Source organism: Lysobacterales bacterium, from assembly GCA_014946745.1.
Lineage (GTDB): Bacteria > Pseudomonadota > Gammaproteobacteria > Xanthomonadales > Xanthomonadaceae > Aquimonas.
Genome location: JADCRD010000002.1, coordinates 42,302 through 55,367 on the forward strand (window position 1 = coordinate 42,302; position 13,066 = coordinate 55,367).

Below are 13,066 nucleotides of genomic sequence, written 5' to 3' on the forward strand. Positions count from 1 at the left end.
TCGGCGGCGCCGGGTAAGCTCGACGCTCCGGGGGAGGCGGTCGGGGCGGAGTTCCATGGGCGAAGCCGGCGAACACACCACGCAGGTGCTGCTGCAGCGCGTGCGCACGGGCGATACGAGGGCGCGGGCCGCCCTGGTGGCGCGCATCGAGCCGCTGCTGCGACGCTTCGCGCAGGGGCGTCTTCCGCAGGTGCTGCGGCATGAGCAGGACACGGCCGATCTGGTGCAGCTCACCTGGCTCAAGGTCCTCGACAAGCTCGACGGCATCGAGCTCTCGGCGCCGGGGGATTTCTTCAGCTACCTGCGCACCGTGCTTCTGAACGCCCTGCGCGAAGCCCTGCGCAAGCACGGTCGCTCACGCGTGGATGTCCACGCGGATGCCGAATCCAGCCTGGCGGAACTGGTCGCCGAGAACGTCGAGCTCGACGACTGGTTGGCCTATGAACAGGTGCTCGCCGCGCTGCCCGCGGAGTCGCGCGCACTGGTGCTGATGCGCTTCGAGTTCGGCATGAGCTTCGGCGAGATCGCCGCCGAGTTCGGTGAAACCGCGGACGTGATCCGTATGCGCGTCAATCGCGCCATCGCCCGCATCGCCCAGGACAGCCATGGCCAGCCCGGATGAAGATCCCCTGAGCGCACTGGTGGCGCGCATTGCCGCCGGCGAGACCATCGACCGATCGGCGCTGCCCCAGGACTTCGCAGAGCAGCCGGCGGTGAAGCGCCTGCTGGGCTTCGCGCGCGTCGCCCTGGCACTGGCCAGCAATGCCAGCGTCACCGCGGCGGACCCACCTGCCCCCGACCGCATCGGGCCGTGGAAGCTGCTGCGCCTGCTGGGCTCGGGCGGCATGGGCGACGTCTGGCTCGGCGAACGCGACGACGGCGCGGTCGAGCACCGTGTCGCGATCAAGCGCGTGCGCGGCGCGTCGGCCTCGTTCACTGCGCGGCTGGACTCCGAGCGGCGCATCCTCGCCCGGCTGTCGCATCCGAACATCGCCCGCTTCATCGATGCCGGCGTCGACTCGAGCGGCGCGCCCTGGCTGGCGCTCGACTACATCGAGGGCGACACGCTGAACGCGTGGTGCGCGCGCACGCGACCCACACTGGGCCAGCGACTGCAGCTGTTTCTGGCGATCTGTGCGGCGGTGGAGCACGCGCATCGCCATCTGGTCGTGCATCGCGATCTCAAGCCGGCAAACGTCCTGGTCGACAGCTCCGGCGTGCCGCACCTGCTGGACTTCGGGGTGGCCAAGCTGCTGGACGGCAGCGGCGGCGAGCTGACGGCGTCGGCACTGACTCCGGCGTATGCGGCGCCGGAACAGCTGCGCGGGGGTGAGGTGTCGACGGCCACAGACGTCTATGCGCTGGGCCTGCTGCTGTTCCGGCTGCTTGCCGGCGAGCTGCCGCCGACGCGGCGCGACGCCGGCGTAGCGCAGGTGCTGGCGCGGCTGGACGAGGAGGAAACACAGCAGCCCAGCGCAACGGCGCGCCGGCAGGCCGGGCAGCTGCCGTATGCGGCGACGCTGCTCGAAGGCGATCTGGATGCGATCGTGTCGAAGGCGATCCGCGCGCTGCCGGAGGCGCGCTATGGCTCGGTGGCGGAGCTGGCGGCTGACGTGCGCCGGCATCTCGAATCGCGACCGGTGTCGGCGCGCGCTCCGACCCGGGCCTATCTGTTCGCGCGCTGGGTGCGGCGCAATGCGCTGGGCGTGGGCCTGGGCACCGCCGCGATGCTTGCACTTGTCGTTGGCGCAGGGCTGGCCCTGTGGCAGGCGCAGCGCGCCGAACGCGAGGCCGAACGCGCCGCACTGCAGGCCCAGCGCGCGCAGCGCTCGGCCGAATTCGTGCTGTCGGTGTTCCAGCAGGCCGACGTCTTGCGCCGCGATGCGCGCGGCACGATCACCATCGATGAGGCCTTCGAGGATGCACTCGGGCGCATCGATCGCGAGTTCTCCGACGACCCGATGGTCGCCGCCGACCTCAACGACAACTTCGCCGAGCTGCTGGCCTCGAAGGGGCGCTTCGATGAGGCCGACGCGCGCCTGCGCCAGGCGCTGGCGCTGGCGGAGCAGGCGCACGGCCCGGACAGCCCGGTGGTGGCGGAAACGCTGATCAACCTCGCTGAGGTGGCCTCGGCCCAGGGCCGTGCACTCGACGGCAAAGCGTGGATCGAGCGCGCCGTGGCGATCCTCGAGCCCCGCGCCGAGGAGGATCCGGAGCAATTCGGCAACGCGTTGATGTCGCTGGCCAACCTGCGATCGCACGAGGCGCGCCACGACGAGGCGCTGACCCTGCTCGGGCGCGTCGTGTCGATCTACCAGGACCTCGGGCGCCCGGACGACCCGGACCTCGCGGTCGCCGAGTTCAACTTTGGCGCTCAGCTCTACGTGATGGACCGCTGGGCCGAAGCCCAGCCGCACATCGATCGTGCGATCGCGATCACTGCGGCGGCCAACGGCCAGGCCAGCGCGGGCCTGCTGCCGCTGCTCGATTTCTCGATGACCAACCTCGACCACCTCGGTCGGCATGCGGAAGCCGAGGCCGCAGCAAGCCGCATGCTCTCGATCGCGCAGGCCAGCTTCGAGGGCCCGCATCGGCTGGTCGGCAACGGCCTGGCGGAGGTGGGCTATCACCGCCTGCGTGCCGGGGACATCGCGCCTGCCGTGGCCCAACTGGAGGCGGCGATCGCCATGCTCGCCGGTCTCGAGACGCCGCAGGAACTCCTCGCCTGGCGCTATCTCGTGCTGGGAATGGCCGCGCAGGCGCGCTGGACGGACGTCGCGACACTCGCCACGCGTGCGAAGGCGCGCTGCGTACACCATGGCGTGCCGGACACGTGGCTGTGCATCGAGATCGAGGCGCTGGCCGCCCAAGCGGAGAGCGTGATCGGAGACGCCGGGTCAGCGCTGGCGTCCTCCGACGCACTGCTGGCGAGGATCGCCGCCAAGGAGATCGGCGGCGATGCCGTCGCGCAGACCCGGATCGCGCGGGCCCTGGCGCTGGACCGGCTCGGCGACGCGGAAGCGGCCAGCGCCGAGTGGCGGCTTGCCCGTGAAACCGTGCACGGTCGCTACGGCGATGCGCACCGCGACGTGCTGCGGCTGGATGAGCTGATCGCGCGTCGCGCCGCGAGCGAAGAAGTGTGAGGGTCCGCCCTTCCGTCGCCGTCGCACCGCGGCCGAGAGGGACGCCGGCGAGCGAGCGCGCGCTCTGGGCCAGCCCTCCCGGGCACGCCGGGCATCCGTGCTGGCGCAGGGCTGGGTGCGACTGCGCCGGAGCGCGATCGGCCGTCGACAGAGACGAAGCCATGAGCAATCAGCGCGCCCCCTGTGCAGCCCCGCGCGAAGGGCTGGCCCTGGTGCTCGGTCGACGCTTCGTGGTTTGTGTCGTTGTGGCAGCGACCGAAGCCTGGAGCTCACGCCGACATGGGCCCGAGCCGACGCCAGGCGCCAGTCGCCACCCGTCCCGCCGACGTGCTCGCGTCGGGCGTCGAGCGAATACGCCGACGACGATGCAAGTCCTGCCGAGCGCGCCGCCAGGACGACCACGCTGTGTGGGACGAGGCAAGGGGCGACTACATGTCTGATCGCAAGCAGTCCACCGGAAATGGCGCGGAGTTGGCCGCACTCGCGGCGCGGATCGCCGCTGGCGAGACCATCGACCCGGCAAGCATTCCGGCCGATGTGGCCGCGCAGCCGGCGGTACAGAAGCTGCTGCGCTTCGCGCGCGTGGCGCACACGCTTTTCTCGGGCAAGGCCTCAGCCAACCTCGCCGAACCCGTAGCCCCCGACCGCATCGGCCCATGGAAGCTGCTGCGTCTGCTGGGCTCCGGCGGCATGGGTGATGTGTGGCTGGGCGAGCGCGCCGACGGCACTGTCGAACATCGCGTTGCGATCAAGCGCGTGCGCGGCGCCTCGGCATCGTTCACCCAGCGACTGGAAGCGGAGCGGCGCATCCTCGCCAGGCTCTCGCATCCGAACATCGCCCGCTTCATCGACGCCGGCGTCGATGCGACCGGGGCACCCTGGCTGGCGCTGGACTACATCGAGGGCGACACGCTGAATGACTGGTGCGAGCGCATGCGACCGCCGCTGGGCCAGCGGCTGCAGCTCTTTCTCGCGATCTGCGCGGCCGTGCAGCACGCGCATCGACACCTCGTCGTGCATCGCGATCTCAAGCCCGGAAACGTGCTGGTCGACGCCTCGGGCGTGCCTCACCTGCTCGACTTCGGCGTGGCCAAGCTGCTCGACGGCAGCACCCAGGAAGTCACCGCCGCGGCGCTGACGCCTGCGTATGCGGCGCCGGAGCAGCTGCGCGGCGGTGAGGTCACAACGGCCACCGATGTCTATGCCCTCGGCCTGCTGCTGTTCCGTCTGCTGGCGGGCGATGTCCCGCCGACCCGTCGCGGCGCCGGCGTGGCCCAGGTGCTGGCCTCACTCGACGACGAGGAAACCCTGCAGCCCAGCGCCACCGCGCGCGAGCGCGAGGCCACGCTGCCCTATCCGGCCTTGGCACTGGCCGGCGATCTGGATGCGATCGTGTCGAAAGCGATCCGGGGACAAGCTGAGGCGCGCTACGGTTCGGTCGGCGAGCTGGCCGCGGACGTGCGCCGGCATCTGGAGTCGCGACCGGTCTCCGCGCGTCGACCGACCCGGCGCTACCTCGCCGGTCGTTTCCTGCGGCGGCACCGCGGCGCGCTGACAATCACCGCACTGGCGGCGCTGGCGATCGTGGTCAGCCTCGGCATCGCGCTGTGGCAGGCGCGCGTGGCGGCGCTGGCGGCGCAGCGCGCCGAGACCGAGGCGGCAGCCGCACGGGCGCAGGCACAGCGGGCGGAAGGAGCGACCAGCTTCGTGCTGTCGATCTTCCGGCAGACCGATCCCTTCCGGCGCGATGCGCGCGGCACCATCAGCCTGCAGCAGGCCTTCGATGACGCGCTGGCGCGCGTGGATCGCGAGTTCGGCGACCGCCCGCTGCTGGCGATCGATCTCAATGACGACTTCGGCGAAACCCTGGTCAACCAGGGCCGCTTCGACGAAGGCCGCGCGCGTCTGGAGAAGGCGCTGACGCTGGCCGAGCAGCACCTGCCGCCGGACAGCCCGGTGATCGCCGAGACCCTGGTCAACCTGATCGCGCTCGCCGAGCAGGCGGGCAGCCTGGTCGAAGCGAAACCCCGGATCGAGCGCGCGCTCGCGATCCTCGAACCCCTGCGCGACCGCCAGCCGGTGCTGCTCGGGGACGCGAAGTTCCTGCAGGCCGGCCTGCTGCTCACCGAGGGTAAGGCCGACGCGGCCGAGCCGATCGCGCGCGACGCGCTGGCCCTGCATACGGCCCACCTCCCGGTCGACGACGCGCGACTGCCGGTGTCGATCTTCCGTTTTGCCATGGTGCTGCGCCACCAGCGCAAGGACGGCGAGGCCAAGCCCTTCCTCGACGACGCCGTGCTTCGTGCGGAAGCCCTGCAGGGCGGCGATGCGGCGACCTTGATCTCTCTGCTCGACGGGGTCCGCGGTAATGCCAATGTGCTGATGGACCCCAAGCGCGAGCGCGCCGCTGTCGATCGCATGCTGGAAGTCGCGCGCTCGAACTTCCCCGGCGACCATCCGCTGCACGCGCAGGCCCTGGTCGCTGTCGGCAACGTGCGCGCGCGTGACCACGGCGAGGCCGAGGGCGCGCGCATGCTGCGCGAAGCCGCCGCCATGTACGCGCGACTGGATCATCCAGGGGAAGCACGCGCCTGGAGACTGCTGGGTTCCAACCAGCACTTCTGGGAGCGCTACGAACTCGCGATCGCGGCATTCGACGAGGGCTTCGCGCGCTGCCAGAGCATCGGCGCGACCCAGGCCGAATGCTTGAGCATCGCCGCCGAGCGCGTGTCCACCCTGGTCAAGCTGGGCCGAGCCGCGGATGCGCTGGCGGCGAGCGAAGCGCTCGATCGCATCGTGGCCGCCTCCACTACGCCGGGCCTGGATACCGACACCATGGCCATGGAAGCGCGCGCCGAGGCCTATGCCATCAACGGCCGGATCGGCGAGGCCGTGACCCTCTACGACGGCCTGGTCGAGATTTACAGCCAGCGCTATGGCGCCGACAGCAACATCGTCGAACAGATTCGCCAGCGCCGTGATGCGATCGCCGCCATGGCGAAGTGAGCTCCGCGGGAGCACGTCAAAAGATGGAGGATCGGGGCGAGAGCGGAGGCCACGGTGGGTCAAGACCCACCCTATGGAGCTTCAAGGCGTTACGCGCGAGCGTTCAACACCGCGGGCGTCGCCGCTCCCGATACCACAGCCGCATACGGCTGAAGCCCCAGGCGAGAGTTGCCGCAAAGGCGCCGGGCACCCAGCCCAACACCGCCGCGAACGCATTCTTCGCGCCATCGCCGTCGTAGATAGCCTGCAGTTCTTCGATGGAACGCGCAGCGGCGATCTCTGCGTCAGCAAGATGGATGCGTACGAGGATCAGGTAGACCCACACGAGAATCACCACCAGCAGGAACCGCAGCGCAGTGGATCGCGCGGACGCGTGCCGATTGCCCCAGCCCATGATCAACGGGGGCAGCAGCACCAGGACGGTCACCTGTGACAGCAGAAGGCTCAAGGCCAAGGTCTCCGCTTGCAGACCGCTGGTCCGCGCCTTCGCGCAAGCTCAGCGCGAGGGTGTGGCCCGAATCTGTCGAAGTGGGGCGTTCAGATGATCGCTGGCGCGTGATCGGATTGAGCCGGTGTCGGGTCAGGACCGAAGCGAGCGTCGAGCTTCGGTGGGTCGAGACCCACCCTATGGGCTTGGAGGACCGGGGCGAGAGTGAAGGCCACGGTGGGTCGAGAGCCACCCTATGGGCGCGGCGAGAACCCTCGCCGCGCGTTGCATTAACGAACCCACGGCCCTCGCGCACAGCGCTCGGGCGCTCCTCGGCGCGCGGACCCGTGGCCCGCAAGCGCGCCTCCCCAATCCCCAATCCCCAATCCCAGCTCTCAAGCCGATATCGCCAGCTGCTCGCGGTGATACAGCCTGGCCGCGATCAGCCAGACCAGGCCGGCCAGCAGCACGCCCGCGCCCAGCGTGATCGCCCATTCAGCGCCACTGACGACTTCGCCGCGCACGACCTTCAGGATCAGCTGGTTCTGTGCGAGCAGCGGCACCGCCGACATCCACAGCTGGTTCTTCACCGGCGAGACCATCAGCACCAGCGTCGGCAGCATCGGCAGCAGCATCAGCAGGGCCATGTAGCTCTGCGCTTCCTTCATGCTCTTGGTGGTGGCGGCCAGCAGGGTGACAAGGCAGGAGCCGAACACCGCGATCGGCAGGATCAGCACGAACAGCTTGGCGATCGCCAGCCAGCTGATGTCGATCTTGAAGCCGAGCACCGAGGCCGGGATGAAGCTGAAACAGGCCTTGAAGGCGAGCAGGGTCAGCAGGGCCGAGAGCAGGGCGAACACCGCGGCCGCCCCCAACTTGCCGCTCATGATCGCGCCGCGTGCAGCGGGCGTGGCCAGCAGCGGCTCCAGCGACTGCCGCTCGCGTTCACCGGCCGTGGCATCCATCGCCAGCTGGGCGCCACCGAGAAAGCCGCCGAGGATCAGGATGTAGGGCAGGAAGGCCAGCAGCATGCCGGCACGGCTCTCGGGCGTGGACAGGTCGCGGTGCTGCACCAGCACCGGCGTACCGACCGCCGGGTTGATGCCGCGGGCGACCAGACGCAGTGCGCCCATCTGGCGGTCGTAGGTCTCCAGCAGGGCTTCAACGCGGCGCACCGGGGTGCGGGCATCCTGGCGGGTCGAGTCGTAAAGGATCTCGATGGGCGCCGGTCGGCTCTGGCGCCATGCCTCCGCGTACTCGGCCGGGATGCGCAGGATCACGTCCTCGTCCTGGCTGCGGATGGCGGCATCGGGGTCGACCGGTGCCGGCTCGATCTCGACGTTCATCGTGCCGAGCCAGTCGACCAGGTTCGGCGCGTGCTCGGCGCCGATCACCGGCAGCTTGAGCGCCTTCTCGGCGCGCTCGACTTCCTGGCTGGCGATCAGGGTGATCAGGCCGACCATCAGCGCCGGGCCCAGCAGCGGGCCCATCAGCAGGCTGATCATCACGGTGCGGCGGTCGCGGAACAGGTCCAGAAGTTCCTTCTTCAGCACAGTCCAGGCGGCTTTCATGCGAACAGTCCCTCTTCCGAGCCGATGGCCTTGACGAAGGCCTCTTCGAGATTGGTTTCGCCGGTGAGCGCACGCAGCTCGTCCGGCGTGCCCTGGGCCACCACGCGGCCCTTGGCGATGATGACGATGCGGTCACAGAGGGCGGCGACCTCCTGCATGATGTGGCTGGAGAACACCACGCAGCGGCCTTCCGACTTCAGCTGCTGCAGGAAATGGCGCAGGCCGCGGGTGGTCATCACATCGAGCCCGTTGGTCGGCTCGTCGAGGATCACGTTCTTCGGGTCGTGCACCAGCGCGCGCGCGATCGCGGTCTTGGTGCGTTGGCCCTGCGAGAAGCCCTCGGCCTGGCGATCGAGGATTTCCTCCATGCCCAGCGCGGCGACGAGGCGCGCGGTGCGCTCGCGGATGAGCGCGTCTTCCATGCCGTGCAGGCGGCCGAAGTACTCGATGTTCTCGCGCGCGGTCAGGCGCTTGTAGACGCCGCGCGCATCCGGCAGCACGCCCAAGCGACGGCGCGCGGCTTCGGCATCCTTGAAGATGTCGACGCCGTCGACGCTGACCGTGCCGGTGTCCGGGCGCATCAGGGTGTAGAGCATGCGCAGGGTGGTGGTCTTGCCGGCGCCATTGGGGCCGAGCAGACCCGTGATCTGGCCGTCCTCGGCGCGGAAGCTGACGCCATCCACCGCCTTGACCAGACCGGTCTTGGTCTTGAACTGCTTGCTCAGGTTGTCGCAGATCAGCATCTCAGGGCTCCCAGCCGTAGTAGCCGGCAAACGGCGGATTGGGCTTCAGGCTGTCGAGGCAGTCGGCATCGATGTCCTTGGGCGTGAGGGTGTTGATGAACTCACCGAGCAGCCGCGGCGTACAGCCGGCCCCGGAAACGCTGTGGCCTTGGCCGCGAAGGATCAGATGCCGGGCGTTGCCGAGGTGCTCGACGACCGCATCGCCGTAGCGCGGCGGCGTCACCGGATCGAATTCGCCCGAAAGCAGCAGGGTCGGGATGTCGGACTTCACGGGCTCATGGAAATCCGCGGGTGACTCGCCGCGCGGCCAGACCGCGCACTGTTCGACGGTGACGCGGGTGATCATGTCGCCGAGCGTGCGGGTCGCATCCAGCGGATCGGGACGCAGCTTCGGCGCGTCCTCGCTGCAGATCACCGACAGCTGCATGCCGTGGGTGATCTGTTCGGACAATGAGCCGGTGATCATCTCGGCCTGGGCCATCAGCGCGCTGGCGCGGCCCTGCGCCGCCTCGTGCAGGGACAGCGGCAGCATCGCCGCCAGCGCCGGCGCATACGAGTACATGCGGGCGACCGCGCTGACGTGGCCAGCGGTTAGCTCGCCTTCTTTCTCCTCACCACTCAGCGGATCGCGCCAGCTCACCGCGCGCGGCGCCTCGCGCAGTTCGGAGAGCAGCGCGTTGAGCGCTTCGCGCGGGCTGCCGAAGCGCTCGGCGCAGGCCGGCTGCTGCTGGCACTGGGCGAAGTGCAGGTCGAGCGCATCTTCGAGGTTGCGCGCATGCTCGGCGCCGAGCACGAGCGTGTTCGGCACCACTGAGTCCAGCACCACGCTGCGGGTGTGCTGCGGATAGCGGCGCATGTACTGCTGGGCGACGCGGGTGCCGTAGCTCACGCCGAGCAGATTGATCTGCTCCACGCCGATGGCCTGGCGCACGGCGTCCAGATCAGTGATGGCGACGCTGGTGGTGTATTGGCTCAAGTCGGCCTTCGCCGCGAGTTCGTCGCGGCAGCGCTCGGCGAACGCGCGCCAGGCGGCGGGGTCGTCCTCGGCCATGTCGTCGACCACGCCGGGCTCGCCCTCCTCGGTGGTGCAGGTGAGCGCGTTGGAGCCGCCGGTGCCGCGCTGGTCGACCAGGATCACATGGCGATTCTTGCGGATCTCGCGGAAAGCGCCATGCAGACCCGGATAGCTCTCCAGCGCCGACTGGCCCGGCCCGCCGGCGATCATGAACACGGGATCCTCGGCACCGGCGGTGTTCTCGGTCGGCACCCAGGCCACTGCCAGTTCGATGGTGCGGCCGTCCGGCTCGGCCGGATTCTCCGGCACCTTGAACTGCGTGCACTGGGCTTCGACGTTCAGCACCGACAGCGGCGCGGTCAGCGTGCAGGGCTCGAATGCGAGGCTGCCCAGGCGACGCTGGGCGTCTGCCGGTGCGCTGAGCGCGAGGCCGCCGGCGGCGGCGAGGGTGATCAGGATGCGATGCATGGGGTCTCCCTGTGGCGCGGCGTGCGGCCGCAGCGTGCGGCTACTGACCGGGCTGGGGCGTCGGTGTGACGGCGCCGGGCAGGCGCGGGGTCTGGTATTTCTCACGGCGGATCCGGCGCAGGTGCAGGCCCGCGGCTTTCAGGCGCTCGAAGCCGGCATCGACCATATTCGGATTGCCGCAGAGGTAAGCGATATCGCCCTCGGGGTCGAGGGCGAACGCCGCAAGCGCATCCTGCACGTACGCGTGCACATCGTGTTCTGTCGGCACCTCGGGCAGACCGCGCGAGTGGCAGAAGCGCAGGGTAAAGCCCGGGATGCGTGCAGCCGCTGCGCGGAACTCGTCGGCGTAGAGTTGTTCGGCCGGTGTGCGATTGCCGAGCAGCAGCAGGGTCTGCACACCGCGCGCGGCCAGCGCTTCGAGCTGCGGCAGCATGCCGCGGTAGGGCGCCACGCCGGTGCCGGTGCCCAGCAGCACGTAGCGCTTGGCCTCGTCTTCCGGCAGCAGGCAAAAGCGGCCGTTGGGCGCGGTGGCCTGGATCTCGTCGCCGTGCGCCAGTGCGCGCATGTAGGCGCTGCCGACGCCGCCCTCGACCAGGCTCACCACCAGCTCGATGCGCCGCGCATCGCTGCGGCCCGCGTCGTTGGGATTGGCGATCGAATAGCTCCGGAACTCGGGCGCTTCGCCGTCGCGCACGCGCACTCGCACGAACTGTCCGGGCAGAAAGGCGAGTGCCTCGCCGTCGCTGCGCTCGAACACGAAGTGCCGAACGCTCGGGGTCAGCCAGCGGCTGTCGACGAGCCGCAGCGGCAGGGTGGGCGGTGGCGCAATCATGGCGGTCTCGGACTCTCGGGAGGCTCGAAGTGGGGGTGTATAGTAGCCGCCGCCCGTGAGCGGCCAGTTCGCATCTTGGCGAGGGCCGTGAACGGATCTCCCCTCCCGACCCGAGAGCCCGCCGGCTCCCAAAGGCCGTTGTCGAATGAGCGCGCCCGCTGCGCTGTCCGTGCGCGATCTGCGCAAGACCTACTCCAATGGCGTGGAAGCCCTGAAGGGCATCTCGCTGGACGTCACCGAAGGCGATTTCTTCGCTCTGCTGGGCCCCAACGGCGCCGGCAAGTCGACCCTGATCGGCATCGTCAGCTCGCTGGTGAACGCCAGCAGCGGCTCGGTGCAGGTCTGCGGCATCGATCTCATGAAGCAGCGCAGCGAGGCCATGCGCCAGATTGGCCTGGTGCCGCAGGAAATCAACTTCAACATGTTCGAGAAGCCCTTCGACATCTGCGTGAACTACGCGGGCTTCTACGGCGTGCCGCGCAAGGAGGCCGCCGAACGCGCCGAGGCCGAGCTGCGCGCCGCGCAGCTCTGGGAGAAGGCGAACGTCATGTCGCGCACCCTGTCGGGCGGCATGAAGCGCCGGCTGATGATCGCCCGCGCCATGATCACCCGGCCGCGGCTGCTGATCCTCGACGAGCCCACGGCTGGCGTCGACATCGAGATCCGGCGCGGCATGTGGAAGACGCTGAAGGAGGTCAACGCCCGCGGCACCACGGTCATTCTCACCACGCACTATCTTGAAGAAGCCGAGAACCTCTGCCGCAACATCGCCATCATCGACCGCGGCCGCATCGTCGAGCACAGCAGCATGAAGTCGCTGCTGGCCAAGCTCGACGTCGAGGGCTTCGTGCTCGACCTGGCCGAACCCTTCCGCGGCACGCTGCCGCACATCGCGGGCATCAAGATCGAACGCAGCGACGACAACACGTTGGAGCTCGAAACCCCGCGGGCGGCCAATCTCAATGCGATCTTCGCCGCGCTCAGCGAGGCCGGCATCCAGGTGCGCAGCATGCGCAACCGCGCCAACCGCCTGGAAGAACTCTTCGTGCGCCTGACCGGCCAGGAGGCCGCGTGATGACCACGCCCACGACCGCCCAGGCCAATCTGACCGCGCTGCACACCATCGTCCGCCGCGAGGTCAACCGCATCCTGCGCATCTGGGGCCAGACCCTGGTGCCGCCGGCGATCACCATGACGCTCTACTTCCTGATCTTCGGCAGCCTGATCGGCAGCCGCATCGGCGAGATGGGCGGGCACAGCTACATGGACTTCATCGTCCCCGGTCTGGTGATGATGAGCGTGATCCAGAACGCGTACGGCAACATCTCGTCAAGCTTCTTCGGCGCCAAGTTCGGCCGCCACGTCGAAGAGCTGCTGGTCAGCCCGATGCCGAACTGGGTGATCCTGCTCGGCTATGTGCTGGGCGGCGTGCTGCGCGGGCTGATGGTCGGCGCGATCGTGCTGATCATCGCGATGTTCTTCACCAGGGTCTCCATCCCGCATCCGCTGGTGACGCTGGGCAGCGTGCTGCTGGCGGCGGTGGTGTTCTCGCTGGCCGGCTTCGTCAACGCGGTCTACGCCAAGAAGTTCGACGACATCGCGATCATCCCGACCTTCGTGCTGACCCCGCTGACCTACCTGGGCGGCGTCTTCTACGCGGTCGACGCCCTGCCCGGCTGGGCGCAGACGCTGACGCTCGCCAACCCGATCGTCTACATGGTCAACGCCTTCCGCTACGGCCTGCTCGGCTCCAGCGGCGTCGACCTGGGCCTGAGCTTCGCGGTGATGCTGGGCTTCACCGTCGCCCTGACCTGGCTGGGCCTGACGCTGCTGAAGCGCGGCGTGGGCCTGCGCAGCTGAC

General features: G+C 69.3%; 10 protein-coding genes. 5 read left to right on the top strand and 5 right to left on the bottom strand.

Annotated features, from left to right (window positions below; all coding sequences use genetic code 11):
* Nucleotides 1-55: 55 nt before the first annotated feature.
* The 3 genes from H4O13_12555 (at nt 56) to H4O13_12565 (ending at nt 6,149) form a co-directional block, all read left to right on the top strand.
* Entirely contained in the window at nt 56-622 is a 567-nt protein-coding gene (locus H4O13_12555; GenBank protein MBE5316218.1) for a sigma-70 family RNA polymerase sigma factor, read from the top strand.
* Nucleotides 606-3,143 (top strand): serine/threonine protein kinase, encoded by a 2,538-nt coding sequence (locus tag H4O13_12560; GenBank protein ID MBE5316219.1) that lies wholly within the window; start codon nt 606-608, stop codon nt 3,141-3,143. Before H4O13_12555 ends, H4O13_12560 begins: the two co-directional genes overlap by 17 nt.
* Nucleotides 3,144-3,575: 432 nt before the next feature.
* Entirely contained in the window at nt 3,576-6,149 is a 2,574-nt protein-coding gene (locus tag H4O13_12565; GenBank protein MBE5316220.1) for a serine/threonine protein kinase, read from the top strand.
* Between the two features lie 103 nt (nt 6,150-6,252).
* Here the strand turns inward: H4O13_12565 and H4O13_12570 are convergent, their stop codons facing one another.
* The 5 genes from H4O13_12570 to H4O13_12590 form a co-directional block, all read right to left on the bottom strand.
* Entirely contained in the window at nt 6,253-6,597 is a 345-nt protein-coding gene (locus tag H4O13_12570; protein MBE5316221.1) for a hypothetical protein, read from the bottom strand.
* Between the two features lie 374 nt (nt 6,598-6,971).
* Nucleotides 6,972-8,147 carry an ABC transporter permease gene (locus H4O13_12575; GenBank protein ID MBE5316222.1) on the bottom strand — a complete coding sequence of 392 codons (1,176 nt, stop codon included), beginning with the start codon at nt 8,145-8,147 and terminating at the stop codon, nt 6,972-6,974.
* A complete protein-coding gene (locus H4O13_12580; protein ID MBE5316223.1) occupies nt 8,144-8,890 on the bottom strand; it encodes an ATP-binding cassette domain-containing protein in 747 nt (248 codons plus the stop codon). Before H4O13_12580 ends, H4O13_12575 begins: the two co-directional genes overlap by 4 nt.
* Before the next feature lies 1 nt (nt 8,891).
* Nucleotides 8,892-10,373, bottom strand: coding sequence for an alpha/beta fold hydrolase (locus tag H4O13_12585; GenBank protein ID MBE5316224.1), 1,482 nt, complete (start codon nt 10,371-10,373; stop codon nt 8,892-8,894).
* Between the two features lie 40 nt (nt 10,374-10,413).
* Nucleotides 10,414-11,205, bottom strand: a complete 792-nt coding sequence (locus H4O13_12590; GenBank protein MBE5316225.1) for a ferredoxin--NADP reductase — start codon at nt 11,203-11,205, stop codon at nt 10,414-10,416.
* 145 nt (nt 11,206-11,350) lie between these two features.
* Between H4O13_12590 and H4O13_12595 the strand changes: the two genes are divergently transcribed.
* A complete protein-coding gene (locus H4O13_12595) occupies nt 11,351-12,280 on the top strand; it encodes an ABC transporter ATP-binding protein (GenBank protein MBE5316226.1) in 930 nt (309 codons plus the stop codon).
* Entirely contained in the window at nt 12,280-13,065 is a 786-nt protein-coding gene (locus H4O13_12600; GenBank protein MBE5316227.1) for an ABC transporter permease, read from the top strand. The genes H4O13_12595 and H4O13_12600 overlap by 1 nt, the downstream gene beginning before the upstream one ends.
* The last annotated feature ends 1 nt before the right edge of the window (nt 13,066 follow it).

What these genes read in the sequence shown, in the direction of transcription:
- H4O13_12555 (MBE5316218.1), top strand. Translation starts at nt 56, where the DNA reads ATGGGCGAAGCCGGCGAACACACCACGCAGGTGCTGCTGCAGCGCGTG.
- H4O13_12560 (MBE5316219.1), top strand. Translation starts at nt 606, where the DNA reads ATGGCCAGCCCGGATGAAGATCCCCTGAGCGCACTGGTGGCGCGCATT.
- H4O13_12565 (MBE5316220.1), top strand. Translation starts at nt 3,576, where the DNA reads ATGTCTGATCGCAAGCAGTCCACCGGAAATGGCGCGGAGTTGGCCGCA.
- H4O13_12575 (MBE5316222.1), bottom strand. Translation starts at nt 8,147, where the DNA reads ATGAAAGCCGCCTGGACTGTGCTGAAGAAGGAACTTCTGGACCTGTTC.
- H4O13_12580 (MBE5316223.1), bottom strand. Translation starts at nt 8,890, where the DNA reads ATGCTGATCTGCGACAACCTGAGCAAGCAGTTCAAGACCAAGACCGGT.
- H4O13_12585 (MBE5316224.1), bottom strand. Translation starts at nt 10,373, where the DNA reads ATGCATCGCATCCTGATCACCCTCGCCGCCGCCGGCGGCCTCGCGCTC.
- H4O13_12590 (MBE5316225.1), bottom strand. Translation starts at nt 11,205, where the DNA reads ATGATTGCGCCACCGCCCACCCTGCCGCTGCGGCTCGTCGACAGCCGC.
- H4O13_12595 (MBE5316226.1), top strand. Translation starts at nt 11,351, where the DNA reads ATGAGCGCGCCCGCTGCGCTGTCCGTGCGCGATCTGCGCAAGACCTAC.
- H4O13_12600 (MBE5316227.1), top strand. Translation starts at nt 12,280, where the DNA reads ATGACCACGCCCACGACCGCCCAGGCCAATCTGACCGCGCTGCACACC.